10 protein-coding genes are annotated in these 18,040 nt (G+C 50.0%); 7 read left to right on the top strand and 3 right to left on the bottom strand.

Annotated elements, in window-relative coordinates:
• Positions 1-59: 59 nt before the first annotated feature.
• From BUB81_RS13120 to BUB81_RS13100, 5 genes are all read left to right on the top strand, one after another.
• Positions 60-2,156, top strand: coding sequence for a 3-hydroxyacyl-CoA dehydrogenase NAD-binding domain-containing protein (locus BUB81_RS13120; RefSeq protein ID WP_073323478.1), 2,097 nt, complete (start codon positions 60-62; stop codon positions 2,154-2,156).
• 15 nt (positions 2,157-2,171) lie between these two features.
• Entirely contained in the window at positions 2,172-3,356 is a 1,185-nt protein-coding gene (locus BUB81_RS13115) for an acetyl-CoA C-acyltransferase (protein ID WP_073323476.1), read from the top strand.
• Positions 3,357-3,425: 69 nt separating this feature from the next.
• Positions 3,426-4,604 (top strand): MFS transporter, encoded by a 1,179-nt coding sequence (locus BUB81_RS13110; protein WP_175555809.1) that lies wholly within the window; start codon positions 3,426-3,428, stop codon positions 4,602-4,604.
• A gap of 159 nt (positions 4,605-4,763) precedes the next feature.
• Positions 4,764-7,121 (top strand): TonB-dependent receptor, encoded by a 2,358-nt coding sequence (locus BUB81_RS13105; protein ID WP_073323472.1) that lies wholly within the window; start codon positions 4,764-4,766, stop codon positions 7,119-7,121.
• Positions 7,122-7,230: 109 nt separating this feature from the next.
• On the top strand, positions 7,231-7,611 hold the full coding sequence (locus tag BUB81_RS13100; RefSeq protein ID WP_073323470.1) for a TonB-dependent receptor: 381 nt from the start codon (positions 7,231-7,233) through the stop codon (positions 7,609-7,611).
• 55 nt (positions 7,612-7,666) lie between these two features.
• Here the strand turns inward: BUB81_RS13100 and BUB81_RS13095 are convergent, their stop codons facing one another.
• Both BUB81_RS13095 and gltB read right to left on the bottom strand, forming a co-directional pair.
• A complete protein-coding gene (locus tag BUB81_RS13095; RefSeq protein ID WP_073323468.1) occupies positions 7,667-9,082 on the bottom strand; it encodes an FAD-dependent oxidoreductase in 1,416 nt (471 codons plus the stop codon).
• A 15-nt stretch (positions 9,083-9,097) separates the two neighbouring features.
• A complete protein-coding gene (gene gltB / locus BUB81_RS13090) occupies positions 9,098-13,561 on the bottom strand; it encodes a glutamate synthase large subunit (RefSeq protein WP_073323466.1) in 4,464 nt (1,487 codons plus the stop codon).
• 644 nt (positions 13,562-14,205) lie between these two features.
• On the opposite strand from gltB, the gene arcB reads away from it, so the two are divergent.
• Together arcB and BUB81_RS13080 are read left to right on the top strand one after the other, a co-directional pair.
• Entirely contained in the window at positions 14,206-16,563 is a 2,358-nt protein-coding gene (arcB, locus tag BUB81_RS13085; RefSeq protein WP_073323464.1) for an aerobic respiration two-component sensor histidine kinase ArcB, read from the top strand.
• A 60-nt stretch (positions 16,564-16,623) separates the two neighbouring features.
• On the top strand, positions 16,624-16,980 hold the full coding sequence (locus BUB81_RS13080; RefSeq protein ID WP_139241579.1) for a hypothetical protein: 357 nt from the start codon (positions 16,624-16,626) through the stop codon (positions 16,978-16,980).
• 67 nt (positions 16,981-17,047) lie between these two features.
• Here the strand turns inward: BUB81_RS13080 and BUB81_RS13075 are convergent, their stop codons facing one another.
• Entirely contained in the window at positions 17,048-17,926 is an 879-nt protein-coding gene (locus BUB81_RS13075) for a type 2 periplasmic-binding domain-containing protein (protein WP_073323460.1), read from the bottom strand.
• Positions 17,927-18,040: the final 114 nt, after the last annotated feature.

Raw genomic sequence — 18,040 nt, 5'->3', positions numbered from 1 at the left:
TACAAATTTAATTGTGTTGGGTTAGTATGCCCACAACTTACTCATACAGGAAACACACTATGACTTCTGCTGTAATGATGCATATCGTCGACAACGTCGCCGTCATCGAAGTAGATAACCCGCCGGTAAATGCATTGTCTTTTGCTGTACGAAGTGGGTTGCAAACAACGCTGCGAGAAGCCGAGCACAATGAGGCGGTTGACGCTATTGTGCTGAGCTGTCGTGGTAACACCTTTATTGCCGGGGCGGATATCACCGAATTTGGTAAACCCATGCAGCCACCGGCACTGCCCGATTTATTAAGCGAAATGGATACCCTGACTAAACCTATGGTGGCGGCTTTACACGGCACGGCATTGGGCGGTGGTCTGGAAGTTGCACTGACATGCCATTACCGAGTGGCACTGGAATCTGCCAAAGTTGGCCTGCCAGAAGTGTTACTGGGAATTCTGCCTGGTGCAGGCGGTACTCAACGTTTACCGCGAATTGCCGGTGTGGAATTGGCGCTGGATATGATCACCAGCGGCCGTAAGGTATCGAGTAAAGAAGCCGCCAAGGCAGGCTTGATCGACAAAGTGGTAAGCGACGATCTACAAAACGCGGCGATTGCGTTTGCTAAAAAGGTGGTAAATAACAAGGCACCGCTTCGTCGTATCAGCGAATTAACGGCAACGGTGTCTGACCCTGCGATATTTGACCAGTACCGCGCCAAGCTGGCGAAAACCCGTCGCGGCTTTGACGCGCCCCAGCGCTGTGTTGATACCGTGCAGGCATCGGTAGAGCTGGATTTTGCTGATGGCATGAAAAAAGAGCGCGAGCTGTTTCTTGAATTGATGCAAGGCACGCAGTCGAAATCGCAACGTCATATGTTCTTTGCGGAACGCATGGCTGCTCAGGTGCAAGGCCTGTCGAAAGGCACGCCAACACGCGATATCAACAGTGTCGCTATTATTGGTGCTGGCACCATGGGTAGCGGTATTGCCATTAACTTCACCAATAAAGGCATCCCGGTGACCATGCTTGAGCTGAGCTTTGAGGCACTGGAGCGCGGCATTAAACACATTCACCGGTATTACGATGGCCAGGTAGCCAAAGGACGCATCAGTGAAGAGCAGGCCGCGTCCGCAAAACAATTGGTGTCGGGTACCGACAACTATGCCGACCTGAGCGACGTGGATCTGGTGATTGAGGCGGTGTTTGAAAGCATGGCGGTTAAACAGGACGTGTTCACCAAACTCGACAAATATTGTAAGCCTGGTGCCATTCTGGCTAGTAACACCTCTACGCTGAACGTAAATACCATTGCGTCATTTACCTCGCGTCCACAGGACGTGATTGGTCTGCACTTCTTCAGTCCGGCCAACATTATGCGCCTGCTGGAAGTCGTGCGCGCCGACAGCACAGCCGACGACGTACTCGCCACCGCCATGAAACTGGCCAAGCACATTAATAAAGTGGGCGTGGTGTCTGGTGTGTGTGACGGCTTTATTGGTAACCGCATGCTGAAAGGCTACGGCCGTGAGGCGGGTGCACTGTTATTGGAAGGCGTATCGCCGGCACGTATCGATAAAGCCCTGTATGACTTTGGTATGGCCATGGGCCCGCTCACCATGGGCGATTTGGCTGGACTGGACGTGGGTTATCGCGTGCGTAAAGAACGCCGTGAACGCGGAGAATATGTGCCCGAGACCGACGGCGCTATTGCAGACCGTTTGGTAGAAGCAGGGCGTTTGGGCCAGAAAGCAGGCAAAGGTTACTACCGCTATGAAGAAGGCTCACGTACGCCTATTCCTGATCCGGAAGTCGACGCCATCATTAAAGAGGCGATGGATGCACTGGGTTGCGAACCTCGTGAAATCGACGACGAGGAAATCGTAAAACGCCTTATTTACCCGCTGATCAATGAAGCGGCCCTGATTCTGGACGAAGGCATTGCCCAGCGTCCGTCTGATATTGATGTGGTGTACATCTATGGCTATGGCTTCCCGGTATACCGGGGCGGCCCGATGTTTTATGCCGATACCGTGGGATTGCCTGCGATTGTGGCTGACATGGAACAGTTCCAGGCGCGCTACGGCGACGACTGGCAGGTTGCGCCATTACTGAAAACCCTTGCCGAACAAGGTCGCAGTTTTGCTGACCTGTCATCTAAATAGTTGAGGAGAGAGATTGTGACTGATGCAGTAATTGTAAGTACCGCACGCACGCCCATTGGCAAAGCGTACCGAGGGTCGTTCAACAATACCCATGGCGCAGAGTTAGCCGGCCATGCCATTGCCCAGGCAGTGCAACGTGCCGGTATCGACGGCGCAGAAGTAGAGGATGTATTAATTGGTTGTGGTCTGCCGGAAGGCGCTACAGGCGGCAACATTGGTCGTCAGGCTGCACTCATGGCGGGCTTACCGGTGACTACCGCCGGCGTAACCATTAACCGTTTTTGTTCTTCTGGTTTGCAGGCCATTAGTATGGCGGCACAGCGCATTATTGTCGATGGCGCTCCGGTAGCGGTTGCGGGTGGGCTGGATTCCATCTCGTTGGTGCAGAACAACAACATGAATAAATTCCGCGCTCACAGCGAGGCGTTGAAAGCGAAGCACTCCGGTATTTATTTGTCGATGATTGAAACCGCCGAAATTGTGGCCAAGCGCTATGGTATTAGTCGTGAGCAAATGGACGAATACGCATTGCAGAGTCAGCAGCGCACAGCGGCAGCTCAGCAAAAAGGTATTTACGACAACGAAATTGTGCCAATGGATGTTGTGCACGCGCAATACGACAAAACCACGGATACCACTGAGCTGGTAAATAAAACCGCTACGTCTGATGAGTGCAACCGCCCGACCACTACGTTGGATGGCCTCGCGGGTCTGAACCCGGTAATCGACGGCGGCACCATTACCGCCGGTAACGCCAGCCAGCTGTCGGACGGAGCATCTGCCAGTGTCATGATGTCGGCAAAGGAAGCACAAAAACGCAACCTACCGGTACTGGGCACTTATCGCGGCATGGTTGTCACCGGCTGTGAGCCCGATGAAATGGGCATTGGCCCGGTATTCGCGGTACCCAAGCTGTTAAAGCGTCATGGCTTAACCGTGAACGATATTGATTTGTGGGAGCTGAATGAAGCGTTTGCGGTGCAGGTACTGTATTGCCGCGACAAGCTGGGTATCGATAACGACAAGCTCAACGTCAATGGCGGGGCTATTTCGATTGGTCACCCTTATGGCATGAGTGGCGCCCGTATGGTGGGTCATGCGTTGTTGGAAGGACAGCGTCGTAAAGCCCGTTATGCGGTTACTACCATGTGTATTGGCGGCGGTATGGGCATGGCAGCTTTATTTGAAATCAACAGCTAATACTAAGCCTTATATGGCGACACAGTTGTACCTCGTGCACCGGCTTACCCGTCGACTATGGTAACGCTGGTGCTTTTTATTGCCCTGTTGGCTACAGCCATGGGGCAAAGCGTGGTGATGACAATACTGCCAGCCCTTGGCAGGGAAACCGGACTGTCCGAGCTTCAGGTAGCGGCAATACTGTCGTCGTCTGCCTGTATTTTTGCACTGGGTAGCACCCGGTGGAGCTACTATGCGGCCCGGGTGGGTAATCGGCGTACACTCATTTATGGTTTGTCGGGGTATTCCCTAGGGACCCTGTGTTTTGCCAGTGTGTTTAGTGTTGGGCTCGCAGAATGGCTTACCGGCTACGCGCTGTTTGGGTGCTTATTGGCAACGCGGGTGGCGCAATCCACTATTATGTCGGCCACACCGCCAGCGGCGGTTGGCTATGTAATTGGTTATGTACGGCGGCAGAACCTGCATTCGGTGGCCACGCTCAGTCGGGTCACGTCAGCCAATAATCTCGGGCAAATACTGGGGCCGGGGCTGGCTGGCCTGCTGGTTACGTATGGACTGGTAGCCCCGTTGTACGCCATTATTGTATTAACGTGCCTGGCGTTGTTGTTGGTGTGGAGAAAATTGCCTGACGAGCCACAGTCGCAACCGGTCCCCCCAAAAGTAACAACGAGTGCCGATGTTTCGGCTTCGTCACCGGTATTGCTGTTACTCAGTTTTGCCGTGGTGTTATTTATCTGCATGGCCATGTTACAGCAAAGTCTGGGTTTCATGCTCATAGACTACTTTCATCACTCCCCGGTCAACGCTGCACAGATCACGGGCACAGCGCTGATGATCAGTGCATTAGCCGCGCTCAGCGTGCAGTGGACGCTGGTTCAGCGAAGTAATTTTACCCTGATGCAGTTACTTTTGATTGCGGCCGCAGCAATGACAGCGGGGTATGTTTCTGTCGCGACGGCCACAGAAGTGCAGTTTATCTATATTGGTATGGTCGGGATTGGTGTCGGCGTTGGCGTCGGGTATCCCAGTGTCACGGCAGCAGCCACGCAACACTGCTCGGATGCTGAACGAGCCAAAGTAACTGGTCTGATGACAGCCTCACCGGCAATGGGATATACCCTTGGACCGCCACTCGGCGCGATGTTATACCAATCTGACATCCATTTTCCGTTGTATTGCTGTGTACTGCTAAGTGCTTGTTTGATAGTAATTAACCTGAAAATCCAATCCGCCTTTAGCACTAAATAAGTAAAACCATAGATCAATTTTTATTAATTTAGTTTTACATAGCGAAATATCATTCCAATATATTGACACCTATTTTTACAGGTGTTAGTTTTGTGTGCAGTTCGTAACATAGTTTTAACAACGCGTATTACACACATAAATTGGAACTGAGGAAAAACCATGTGCCCTACCAGCATAACCAGGAATAACACTTCGCTGTTCAAGTATTCCGCTTTGACTTTGTGCCTGTCTGCACTGTTACAGCCAGTGCAGGCTCAGGAAGAAACCAAGTCGAACAAAACGGCCGACAAGCTGTTTGAGAAAATTGAAGTCACGGCGCGTAAACGCGTCGAGTCGATTCAGGATGTACCCGTGGCTATCACCGCATTTGGCGAAGACCAATTAGATGCCATGAAATTTCGCAACATGAACGACCTGTCCGTTGGTATCGCCAACGTTGTGCTGGAAGATGTAGGCACGGCACGTGGTGTGGCCAACTTTTCAATACGCGGTCTAGGTATCAACAGCTCCATTACGTCAATTGACCCAACCGTAGGCGTATTTGTTGACGGTGTATTCATCGGGACCAACGGTGGTGTGGTCGTCGATATGTTTGATATCGAGCGTGTAGAGGTGCTACGCGGTCCTCAGGGGATTTTATTTGGCCGTAACGTAACCGGTGGAGCGATTCTGATCACCACGAAAAAGCCGGATGATACAGTTACCGCCAAGCTGCGTGGGTCGGTAACCGGTGGCGGCCCGGGTGGGCTGAATAAAACGATTCAGGGTGCGGTGAATATTCCGCTTACGGATAACCTGTTTACCAAAGTGTCGGTTTATCACAATAACGACGAGGGCTGGTTTGAAAACAAATTCGATGGCAGCAACCACGGTGCGGTTAAGCAAACTTTGTTTCGCTCGTCTACCTTATGGGAGCCTACCGACGACCTGACGCTGGAACTGAAGTACGAAAACCTGGATTTGGACGGTGATGGCCCATCGGGTCAGAACCACACCAATGGTATGGGTATTAATCCAAATCTGGCGTTCTCGGGCGCACACCCACTAGCACCATTTGCAGTGACCTTTGACCGTGACAGCCATGATTTCGCAATTAACGAACCGGGCTGGCAGAAAATCGAAACAGAACTGCTATCGCTAAATCTGAACTGGGATGTCGCGGGCGGAACCATGACCTATATCTATGGCTGGCGTGATTACTATTCGCCAACTCGCGGTGACATTGATGCGCAGCCATTCACTTTGTTCCACTCTAATTCCTGGACTACCAGTGAGCAGTTCAGTCATGAGTTGCGCTTCAATACCCAGTTAGGCAAAGCTAACGTCACAACCGGTGTGTACCACTACACTAACGATATGCTTTATCACGAGCGTCGTGAGTTACCTCTCACTACCGTTTATGCGGACATCAACGCCGACGGTACACCTGACCTTCTGGCTGCCGGTATTTATCAGGACGGTGGTGGTCTGCATGAAACCTCTAGTTTAGGCGCGTTTGCGGCGGTGGATTACGACCTGGATGACCAATGGACCTTGTCGGCCGGCTTGCGTTACACCCGTGAAGAAAAAGACGTGCAGATTTCGTCGATGAACCTGAACGTAAGCAGCATCAACAGCGGATTTATTATTCCACAGGGCCCGGCGTGTAATATTTACGAAGCCAATGATTGTAACTTCGATTTTGTAGACAACAAAACCTGGAGCAATGTCTCACCTAAAGTCGGTGTGCGCTTCCGTCTGGATGACGACACTAATCTGTTTGCCAACTGGTCGAGAGGATTCCGCTCTGGTGGTTACAACCTGCGGAACACTGCCGACATCAGCACGCCTGAACTTCGCGAAGCAAACGGACCGGGACCGTTCGACGAAGAAACCGTCGACAACTTCGAGGTGGGCTACAAGGGTGATACCGATTGGGGCCGTTTCAACGCCGCGGCGTTTATCATGAACATTGATGACATGCAGCGTGAAGTCAGCTTGCCTGCACCGGATGGATCACTGATTCAAATTATCAAAAACACCGCTGAAGCCACCATTATGGGTGTGGAAGTCGACGGTATGTTCCGCATTACCGACAACCTGGTCGCTATGTTTAATTTAGGTCTTATTGACGCTGAATACAGCAAGGTTATTTATGACTTAAACGGCGATGGGGTCGTTGATCAGGGTGACGAAGAACTGGAAATTCCTCGTGTACCGGAAATCACGTACAGCGTTGGGTTAACCCATGATATGGAAGTGAGTGACTGGGGCCTGTTAACCAGTCGAGTGAATTATTCTTATCGCGATAAGACGTATTATACCGACAACAACCTGGGCTATATCGACGATCAGAAGATTCTGAACGCGGGCATTGATCTTCAAAACGAAGATGGCACCTGGGTAGTGAGCCTGTTTGGTAAAAACCTGACCAATGATGTGAAGCACGGTAACGATACGCAATTAAGCTTCGGTACCTTTGCTCCTCTGACCAAAGGGCGTGAATACGGTGTAGAGTTTACTTATCATTATTACTAGATTATTTTTTGAACATGTGTGATGAGTGGTAACACATCAGAGCCAGCCCGTGACGTACTGAGTGCGTTGCGGGCTTTGTTATGACTAAAAATAAAAACAGGCAAAACACATGGACAGAAAATACGTTTTAACAGGGTTGGGCTATGCATTGCTCGGATTACTGCTGGGTATTCACATGGCAGCAACGAAAAACCACGGTCAGCTAGTCACCCACGCACACATTATGTTGCTGGGGTTTGTCGTCAGCATGATTTACGCGATGATGCATAAATTGTGGTTAACCGACGGTAATTCAAAACTTGCCATTGCGCAGTACTGGTTGCATCAGGCAGGTACCGCCGTATTGATCATCGGGCTGTACTGCTTGTATGGTGGTATTGCTGGCGATGACGCCCTCGCACCGGTGTTAGGTATCTCGTCAATTGTCGTGTTGATTTCACTGATTTTGATGAAAGTGATGTACATTAAAAGCAGCAAAAGCACAGAGTAATAAACAAAAACGGAGCCATCAGGCTCCGTTTTGATTTTATAGCTTGTGGACTGAGTTATACGCCGATGTAGTCCATGATACCGTCAGCCGCTTTACGGCCTTCGTCAATCGCGGTTACAACCAGATCACTACCACGAACCATGTCGCCGCCGGCGAAGATTTTCGGGTTAGATGTCTGGAAAGCAAACTTACCGTTGGCAGGCGCGCGAACACGGCCTTTTTCATCAAGGATGATACCGAAATCGCCAAACCAAGGCGCTGGGCTAGGTTGGAAACCAAATGCAATAATCACAGCGTCGGCTTCCAATACAAACTCTGAACCTTCAACCACAACCGGGCTACGACGACCCTGTGCATCCGGTGCGCCCATTTCCGTGCGAACCAGTTTAACACCCGTGGTATTGCCCGCTTCGTCAACGGCGATGTCTAACGGCATGACGTTAAACTCGAACTGAACACCTTCTTCTTTGGCGTTAACCACTTCGCGGCGTGAACCAGGCATGCTGGCTTCGTCACGACGGTATGCACAAGTTACGCTTGCCGCGTCCTGGCGAATAGAGGTACGTACGCAGTCCATGGTGGTATCACCACCACCGAGTACGACCACTTTCTTGCCTTTCATGTCGATGAAGTCAGCCGCGTCTTTTTCCAGTCCCATTACACGGTTCGTGTTAGAGACCAGGAATGGTAGGGCTTCGTATACGCCAGGCGCTGATTCGTGTTCGAATCCGCCTTTCATGTACTTGTATGTACCCATACCCAGGAAGACGGCATCGTAGTCGTCCAGTAACTGCTGGAACGCAATGTCTTTACCGATTTCGGTGTTCAGAACAAACTCAACACCCATTTCAGTGAAGATCTCGCGACGCAGTTTAATCACGTCTTTTTCCAGTTTGAACGACGGAATACCGAAGGTCAGCAGGCCGCCGATTTCTTCGTACTTGTCGAACACCACTGGCTTAACACCGTTACGTACCAGGATATCTGCACACGCAAGCCCGGCAGGACCCGCACCTACGATAGCGACTTTTTTGTCTGTCCAGGTTACACCTGACATATCCGGACGCCAGCCCATTTTAAAGGCGGTATCGGTAATGTATTTTTCAATCGAACCAATGGTTACAGCACCGAACTCATCATTCAGAGTACAAGAGCCTTCACACAGACGGTCCTGCGGACATACGCGACCACAGACTTCAGGCAAGCTATTGGTTTTGTGCGACAGCTCGGCCGCTTCCATGATCTTGCCTTCGTTGGCCAGTGCCAGCCACTGTGGAATGTAGTTGTGTACCGGACACTTCCACTCACAGTATGGGTTACCGCAGTCCAGGCAGCGGTCGGCCTGGCCTTCCGCTTGCGAAGAGGTAAGTGGATGATAGATTTCAGCAAATCCGGTTTTACGCTCCACAATGGGCTTTTTAGGCGGATCAATTCTTTCTACATCAACAAACTGATAAACATTCTTAGCCATTATCTTCTCACCTCACTATTGCGCCTGAATGCGCAGTTCTGCGCTGGAACGACTAATATGGCCCAACAGGTTTTTCACATCGCTGGTCTTCGGTTTAACCAGTTTGAACTTCGACAAGGTGCTGGCAAAGTCATGCAGCAGGCTCAACGAGAACTGGCTGCCGGTTTCTTCATAATGCTGGTTGATCAAGCCACGCAGGTGCTCGGCAAGAATAACTTTGTCGTCAATCGACAGCACTTCTACCAGCTCAGGGTTAACGCGGCGATCCAGATCACCTTCGTCGTACAGGTAAGCAAAACCACCTGTCATACCTGCGCCGAAGTTAACGCCTACCGGACCCAGCACCGCAACGATACCACCGGTCATGTATTCACAGCCGTTGTCACCAACGCCTTCCACAACGGCAATCGCGCCAGAGTTACGAACACCAAAACGCTCACCGGCACGGCCCGCTGCAAACAGCTTACCGCCAGTTGCACCATACAAACAGGTGTTACCCATGATGGCACTTTCGTGAGTGTTGAATTCCGCATTACGCGGTGGGTGAATAACCAGCTTACCGCCTGTCATGCCTTTACCCACGTAATCGTTGGCATCACCTTCGATATACATGTTCAGGCCGCCGGCATTCCACACACCAAAGCTCTGACCCGCTGTCCCTTTAAAGGTTACAGTGATAGGCATTTCTTCCATGTCGTGGTTGCCGTAATGTTTGGCAATCTCACCAGACAACAAGGCACCTACAGAGCGGTCAGTGTTGCGGATTGGGTAGCTCAGGTTAATACCACAGCCCTTAATAACGGCTTCTTTGGCGTCTTTCAGCATTTTTGCGTTCAATACACCTTTATCCAGTGGCGCATTGGTGGTTTCTGAACAGAACAGACGCGTGTGTTCACCCGCCACTGGCTTCGCCAGAATAGGGGACAAGTCCAAACGATTCTGTTTTGCAGTTATACCGTCAACCAATGACAACAGCTCAGTGCGGCCGATCAGTTCATCGAACTTACGCACGCCCATGCTGGCCATGATTTCACGCACTTCCTGCGCAACAAACTTAAAGTAGTTCATTACCATTTCTGGCAAGCCAATAAAGTGGTCGCTACGCAGTTTTTCGTCCTGTGTTGCAACACCGGTTGCACAGTTGTTCAGGTGACAAATACGCAGGTATTTACAGCCAAGAGCAACCATTGGGCCAGTACCAAAGCCGAAGCTTTCTGCACCCATTATAGCTGCCTTAATTACGTCCAGACCGGTCTTCAATCCGCCGTCGGTTTGTACCCGTACTTTGTGACGCAGACCATTTTCGACTAACGCTTGCTGTGTTTCAGACAGACCTAACTCAAACGGACTTCCGGCGTATTTTACTGACGTTAACGGGCTTGCGCCTGTTCCGCCGTCATAGCCAGAAACCGTGATAAGGTCGGCATAGGCTTTAGCAACACCCGTTGCAATGGTGCCTACACCGGGCTCAGATACAAGCTTCACTGAAATAAGTGCGGTTGGGTTCACTTGTTTCAGATCGAAGATCAACTGAGCTAAATCTTCAATAGAGTATATGTCGTGGTGCGGCGGTGGCGAGATCAGAGTTACACCCGGCACCGAGAAACGCAGCTGCGCGATATACTTATTGACTTTGTCACCCGGTAACTGACCACCTTCACCAGGCTTCGCACCCTGGGCAACTTTAATCTGAATTACGCTAGCGTTAACCAGGTAATGTGGTGTTACACCGAAACGACCCGATGCCACCTGTTTAATTTTAGAGTTCTTCTCTGTGTTGAAGCGCTTAGGATCTTCGCCACCTTCACCTGAGTTAGACTGTCCGCCTAACCGGTTCATTGCGATGGCCAGGGCTTCGTGCGCCTCCGGGCTTAATGCACCAATTGACATCGCCGCAGTGTCGAAACGTGGGAATAGGTTTTCCGCAGGCTCAACTTCGCTGATATCGATAGGTTGGTTAGCCGGGTTCAGCTTCATCAAATCGCGTAAATGCGACGGTGAACGCTCGTTTACCAGTTTTGCATATTCCTGATAATCTTCGTATTTACCCGTAACAACAGCCGTCTGCAGCGTTTTCACTACATCCGGGTTGTAGGCGTGGTATTCACCATCGTGTACGTATTTCAGCAAACCACCGTGTGAGATTTTCTTGCGTTTTAACCAGGCAATGCGTGACAGGTTAATAACGTCTTGTTGGAAATCATCGAAGTTGGCACCTTCAAGGCGTGAGGTGACACCCTTGAAGCACAGCTCCATGACTTCCTGGCTGATACCGATGGCCTCGAACAGTTTCGAGCTACGGTAGCTGGCCACGGTGCTGATACCCATTTTGGACATGATCTTGTAAAGGCCTTTGTTGATGCCTTTGCGGTAGTTCAGCATGGCTTGCATGGCTGAAATGTCCAGGTCACCTTTTTCACATAGCTGTTCAATGGTCTCATAGGCCAGGAACGGATAAATCGCCGTTGCGCCTAAGCCAATCAACACAGCAAAGTGATGCGGGTCACGGGCTGATGCCGTTTCTACTACGATGTTCGCGTCACAACGCAGTTGGTTGTCAACTAAACGACGGTGAACCGCACCGGTCGCCATCGCAGCAGGAATAGGTAAACGGTTTGGCTTGATGTTGCGATCTGACAGGATCACAAATGCCGCACGTTTTTGTTTAACCAGGTACTCTACTTCATTACAGATACGCTCGATGGCTTTTTTCAGGCCTTCTTCTGCAGAGTATTGCAGGTCGATGATTTCGGAGTAGTAGTTTTCCGGGTTAAATTCACGCAGCTGTTTAAGGTCGGTATACATTAATACCGGTGATTCGAACAGGACGCGGTCAGCGTAACCACTGGTTTCGCTGAATACGTTTTGCTCGCGACCAACGCAAGTTGCCAGAGACATAACGTGGTTTTCACGCAATGGATCGATTGGCGGGTTGGTTACCTGAGCAAACTGCTGACGGAAATAGTCATACAGGGTACGGTGCTTTGAAGACAGCACGGCCATTGGGGTATCGTCACCCATTGAGCCAACGGCTTCCTGGCCGTCTTTACCCAGTACTTTTATAACCTGATGAATTTCTTCGTAGCTGTAGTTGAACAGCTTGTGATAGACCGCCATGGTGTCGTCGTCAAAGACGCGCTGACCAATTAGCGATGCATCCAGTTTTTCGATAGGCGTTAAACGACGGATGTGTTTTTCCAGCCATTCGTGGTACGGGTGACGTTCTTTTAACTCATCGTCGATTTCGGTAGAACGCCAAATCTTACCTGTGTAGGTATCTACAGCAAGCATTTCACCCGGACCAACACGGCCTTTTTCCAGTACGTCTTCTGGTTCGTAATCCCAGATACCCACTTCTGAAGCCAGGGTAATAAATCCGTTTTTGGTGACGACGTAACGAGCCGGACGCAAACCGTTGCGGTCCAGGTTACAGGCTACGTGACGACCGTTGGTCATTACGATACCCGCAGGACCATCCCAAGGTTCCATGTGCATTGAGTTAAACTCGTAGAATGCACGCAGTTTAGGATCCATGGTGTCGTTGTTCTGATAGGCTGGTGGAACCAGCAAACGCATGGCGCGGAATAAATCCATACCGCCAGCCAGGAACAGTTCCAGCATGTTATCAAGTGATGAGGAGTCAGACCCTTCTGTATTTACGAATGGGGCTGCTTCTTTCAAATCAGGGATCAGTGGCGTAGCAAATTTACCGGTACGCGCCATGGCCCAGTCACGGTTACCTTTAATCGTATTGATTTCACCGTTGTGCGCCAGGAAGCGGAACGGTTGTGCCAATGGCCATTTAGGTAATGTGTTGGTAGAGAAGCGTTGGTGGAATACGCAGATGGCGCTTTTCAGCTTCTCGTCGGCCAGGTCTTTATAAAATGCCGGCAGGTCACGAGGCATGACCAGGCCTTTATAAATAGTTACCAGACCAGATAAACAGGCAACGTAGAATTCGCTGTCTTGTTCCAGACGTTTTTCAGCACGACGACGCACCATATAAAGGCGGCGTTCAAGGTCGCGCTTACGCCAGCCTGCCGGTGCATTTACGAACACTTGTTCGATTTGCGGCACGCCGGTCAGAGCCAGTTCGCCCAGCACGTCGTGGTTTACCGGCACTTCGCGCCAGCCCACTACGGTCAGAGTCTCTTTTTCCAGCTCTTCGTTTAATACGTCACGCGCTGCTTGCGCTAATGTCTCGTCCTGATTGAGGAAAATCATACCAACTGCGTATTTTTTGCTGAGCTTCCAACCGTGTTGCTCTGCAACGTGTTGGAAAAACGCATCCGGCTTTTGTAATAATAAGCCGCAGCCGTCGCCTGTTTTACCGTCAGCAGCGATACCGCCACGGTGTTGCATGCGATCAAGGCCTTCAATAGCAGTTGTTACCAGTGTGTGGCTGGCTTCGCCTGTTGTGTGGGCAATCAAACCGAATCCACAGTTATCCCGTGAATCGTTGGGATTATATAAACTCATCTCTTAACTCCTTCAACCTTTGACTGGGCAAGGTATGCGCTGTGTTTTGTGACCAGAGTCGGCCTCACAGCTGCGTTACAACGCGTTGTTTAGTGACTGAAAATAAAAGAAAAATCAGTCTGCGCTGGGTTTGTCGTTAATTATTATTGTGGATACCAGTCGTGTACCGCATTTTTATGCACTATTGCCTAGCGGGCCGTACAACATACCGGCATTGCCGATTAAAATCAATCGGAATGTGAGCGATAGCACAGCTGAAATCGTATACCATCTTTATTCTTATTAATTTTCAGCAATTTATGCTCAATTGGTGCCAATAAAAAAACGCATATTTTTTTAGAAATGAGGCTGAGTTAGCTGCGAATATGGCCAGTCTAATTAAACTTAAGTTGCATAAATAGTCATCTATGGTGGGTAAATACCCAAATAGCATGATTGCGTTTGAATCTTTATCCTGTTTGCGCGGTAGGCATGGAGTTGGGTAATTTTTGACGCGCGAACGGCAATCAACGATTTATTGACGCTATTTTACCCTGTTTTTAGAAAATTGTAATGTTTTCGTTTTGCCTTCGCTTCCCTGAGTTATTTTCCTGTCCGGCAAGGTCTGATAGGATGGCTGCAAATTATTTCGGTATAGTATTGTTATGCATCAGGAAACGCCCAACGATTCATGGGCCATTCGATTCGCACAGTTTGTGCAGCGCTTTGGCACTATTAAGCTCAGTGTGTTGTTTGTGATTTTGACGTTGGGATTTACCGTAGGTGGGTCATACGTTATTCGACTCAGTCTCGGCAGTGAGGTTGAGCCCGATGACTTTATCAGCGCTGTGATCCTCACCATGTTATCTGCCCCCTGGGTTCTCTACTTCTTTAGTGAGCTCGTAAAGCAACTGGAGAGTTCTCGCACTAATCTGAAAGAAGTCGTAAGCCAGTTAGAGCACCTTCGGGAAGAAGATGTGTTCCTGAACCGCGAGCTGCAAAACAATATCCGTCAGCTGAATCACGAAATTGAGCAGCGCAAGCATGCTCAGGAAGAGCGTGAAACTGTCTTTAAAGAACTGGAAAAAGAAATTCAGGACAAGTCAGAGCAAGAAGCCCAGGCCCGTCATTTATCAACGCTGTTGCGGTCGATTATCGATGCCTCTCCCGACTTAATTTATTATCGCAATGAAGAAGGTCGCTTTGCAGGCTGTAACCGGGTTGCCGAGCAGATGACCGGTAAGACTGAGAAGCAATTGCTGGGATTAACGCCTCACGACGTTTACGAAGAAGATTTAGCCCGTCAGGTGGTGGCCAGTGATCACGAGGTGCTGGAAGCTAACGCCAGTATTACCGAGGAACTCTGGTTACGCTTTGCCGATGGTCGCCGTCGTTACTTTGAAATGCGCAAAGTACCGTTCTTTGATCAAGATGGTAATCGGTTGGGGCTATTGGCGTTTGGGCGTGACATGACCGAGCGTAAGCAGGCTGAAAACGCAGCTGCCAAGGCCAGTAACGACAAGACCCGCTTTATTGCCACCATTAGCCATGAATTAAGAACCCCGCTCAACGGTATTGTTGGCCTTAGCCGTATGTTACGTGACACAGAGTTGACTCAGGAGCAGTGGGGTTGGGTGAGTACGATATACGCCAGCGCCATTACGCTGGGGAATATCTTCAACGACATTATCGACATGGACAAGCTTGAGCGCGACAAGCTGGAGCTGTCACTGAAAACGGTGTCGCTGCGCGACTTTACCGAAGAACTCAGTTCTATTATTCGCTTGTTAGCGGCAGACAAGTCGTTGGAGCTGATCACCAATATTAATGACCCGCTACCAAAACTGGTTGAAGTAGACGGCACGCGTCTGCGCCAGATTCTATGGAATATTTTGTTTAACGCGGTGAAGTTTACCCAGAAAGGGCACGTTACCCTGACGGTGTCGGCGTCGCGACCGGATAACGATGTGTCACTGGTTACCTTCGTCATTGAAGATACCGGTGTGGGGATTCCTGACAGTGAAATAGAAAAGATCTTCGCGATGTACTATCAGGTAGACCACCCTGATCATCAATCTGCGACGGGCACCGGCATTGGGCTAGCTATCTGTAAGCAGATGGTCGACCTGATGAAAGGCGATATTCGCGTAGAGAGCAAGCAGGGCAGAGGCACGCGCTTTACGGTTGAACTGCCACTGCAAATCTCCAAACGCCCTATGCAGGTGGAACAGCTTCAGGTTACTGGCTTGAATATCCTGTTGGTTGAAGATATCGAACTAAACGTTATGGTGGCCAAGGCGCTACTTGAAAAGCTGGGTCAACACGTCGATGTGGCAATGACGGGGCAGGAAGCTATCGATAAAATTCGTGAGACCACTTACGACCTGATCTTGCTGGACATACAATTGCCAGACATGACGGGCTTTGATGTTGCGGCTACCGTGATTGAAGAAGATCTGGTAATGCAAACGCCTATCGTGGCACTGACCGCCAACGTGATAAAGAAGCGCGAGGAATATCTGCAAAACGGTATGGACGACGTCATTGCCAAGCCGGTGAAAAAGAGTCGTGTTATCGAAGTGCTTAATTTATTGTTTGCCGAGCCAGACTCTGCGCCTCAATCCATTTCCAGTGAACAGCCCAAGTCGGATACCAGCAAGCAGTTAACCAATATTCTGGATATGGACCTACTGCAAATGCTGGTCGACACCATTGGTGAAGACATGGTGCGCGCCAGCGTAAAAGTATTCCACGAGAAAATGCCGGAATACATGGAAATATTGCAATTGAGCCTCAGTGCTGATGAAAAGTCAGAGGTCTGTGCCCAGGCGCATAAAATTAAGGGCGCTGCAGGGTCGGTAGGTTTGGCCCGCGTTCAACGCATTGCTAATCAGATCCAACAGGGCGATCACCCGGCGTGGTGGCAAAACGTTCATGATTGGGTTGAAGAATTGCAGATGGCGGTACAACAGGATATGGACACGCTGCACAACTGGTTGAACGAGCAAATGATTGATGACTAATGAATTTTTTAGTTTCCAACGTCACTAAAATAAGTCTGTAGTCGCAGTAAAGAGAATAAAGTGAAAGCATGGATGATATGTGCCTTGTTGCCAACCCTTAGCTGGGCCAGGCAAGGCCCGTTTATGGAAACCGGTGCCGGTATTGAGTACGGCGGATTTGGGGCTCAGGTAGTCTTGCCTACTCCCATCAAATCACTTGAAATGTATGTGGCAACCGGGTTTCTGGATAACCCTTCCAACGAAGAGAACAGTATCGGTGCCGGCGTAGGTGCAAATTACTTTGTGAATCGTCACGTTGCCTTCGGCCTTTACGGCGGTATTTTGGAAATCGATTCTTTCACCGATGAAACAGGCTATGTTGAGTACGACCGAAAGCTAGGCGGTTCTATTGGCGCGAAAATCTATTTCAGTGGCTAGGGAAAATCTGGCTTTGTGTTGGGGGCAACCTATAACTATTCGCCAGACGGCGACAGCTTCCCTTTTATCAGCCTAGCGTATCGCTATTGAGGTTTCCCTGAGATAGCAGGTTGGGAACATACTGACCTGCTTTCATACAATCTGCATTCGCTTCGTGGTTTTCTAAATCAATAAAAACACGATGTTGGACCAACTGTTTGGCTTCTCTAAACCACGGCTTATCATTGAGTAAGGCTTTGAATTCACCGGACTGCAACGTGCGTTCAAAGCCGGCAGTTAAGCGCTCAGCCAGAGCGGTATTGTCTTTCTTCACGTACAGTATGAAAAACACCGGATAACGCAGGGCGAAATTAGGCGCAATCGTCAACTGCGGCACATTCGCAGCTGCCATTTCTTCAGTAATTTCGGCTGCGCCGCGGGGGTAAAAATCGGCCAGACCACGCTCTACTGCGCGGTAAGCAGAAAACCGGTCTGAGGCTAACACCGTAATGCCGTTTCGTTGCAACACCATGAAGTCCCGCCACTTGGAAGACTGCACGGCAACAAATTTTTGCAGTGCGGGTAATGAGTTTACCTGAGTGATGTTATTGTCATCCTGTCTCACTACCGCAAGTCTTATCCCGAACAAGCCCGCTGTAGACGGGACAGCAATAGGTGTATAGTCCTGGTTGCGTTCACGGGTACACGTTGCCCAGGCAATATCTGCAATATCTTCATTCAGGTTACGCAGTTGGCGCTCTTCTTCTACGGGAACTTTGACGCGTACAACCTTCATTTCGCCAAAGTCTTCCTGCGTAGCTTCAATGGCAAGTTGCAGCTGTTCGTAGAGGTAATCAATGATGGCATGGGTGGTGGTGAAGGTTGGCGCCCTTAGTATTTGAGAAGCATTAGCGCTGGCACTGAAGCCAATCGCGCAGCACCACACTGCAACTATCCATTTGCGCATTGTCAACTTCCTCTAACCCCAGTCAGAAAAGTATAGTGTATCTTTTTAAAAAGGTAGAAATTTGATTGCTATTTATTGGTGCAAAGCGCCGGTGCGGAGTATCTCTGCGTATGT

The sequence above is a fragment of the Marisediminitalea aggregata genome, from assembly GCF_900129565.1.
GTDB classification, from domain to species: domain Bacteria; phylum Pseudomonadota; class Gammaproteobacteria; order Enterobacterales; family Alteromonadaceae; genus Alteromonas; species Alteromonas aggregata.
Note: the sequence above shows the minus strand (reverse complement) of the source record. Positions and strands in the feature narration are given on the sequence as shown.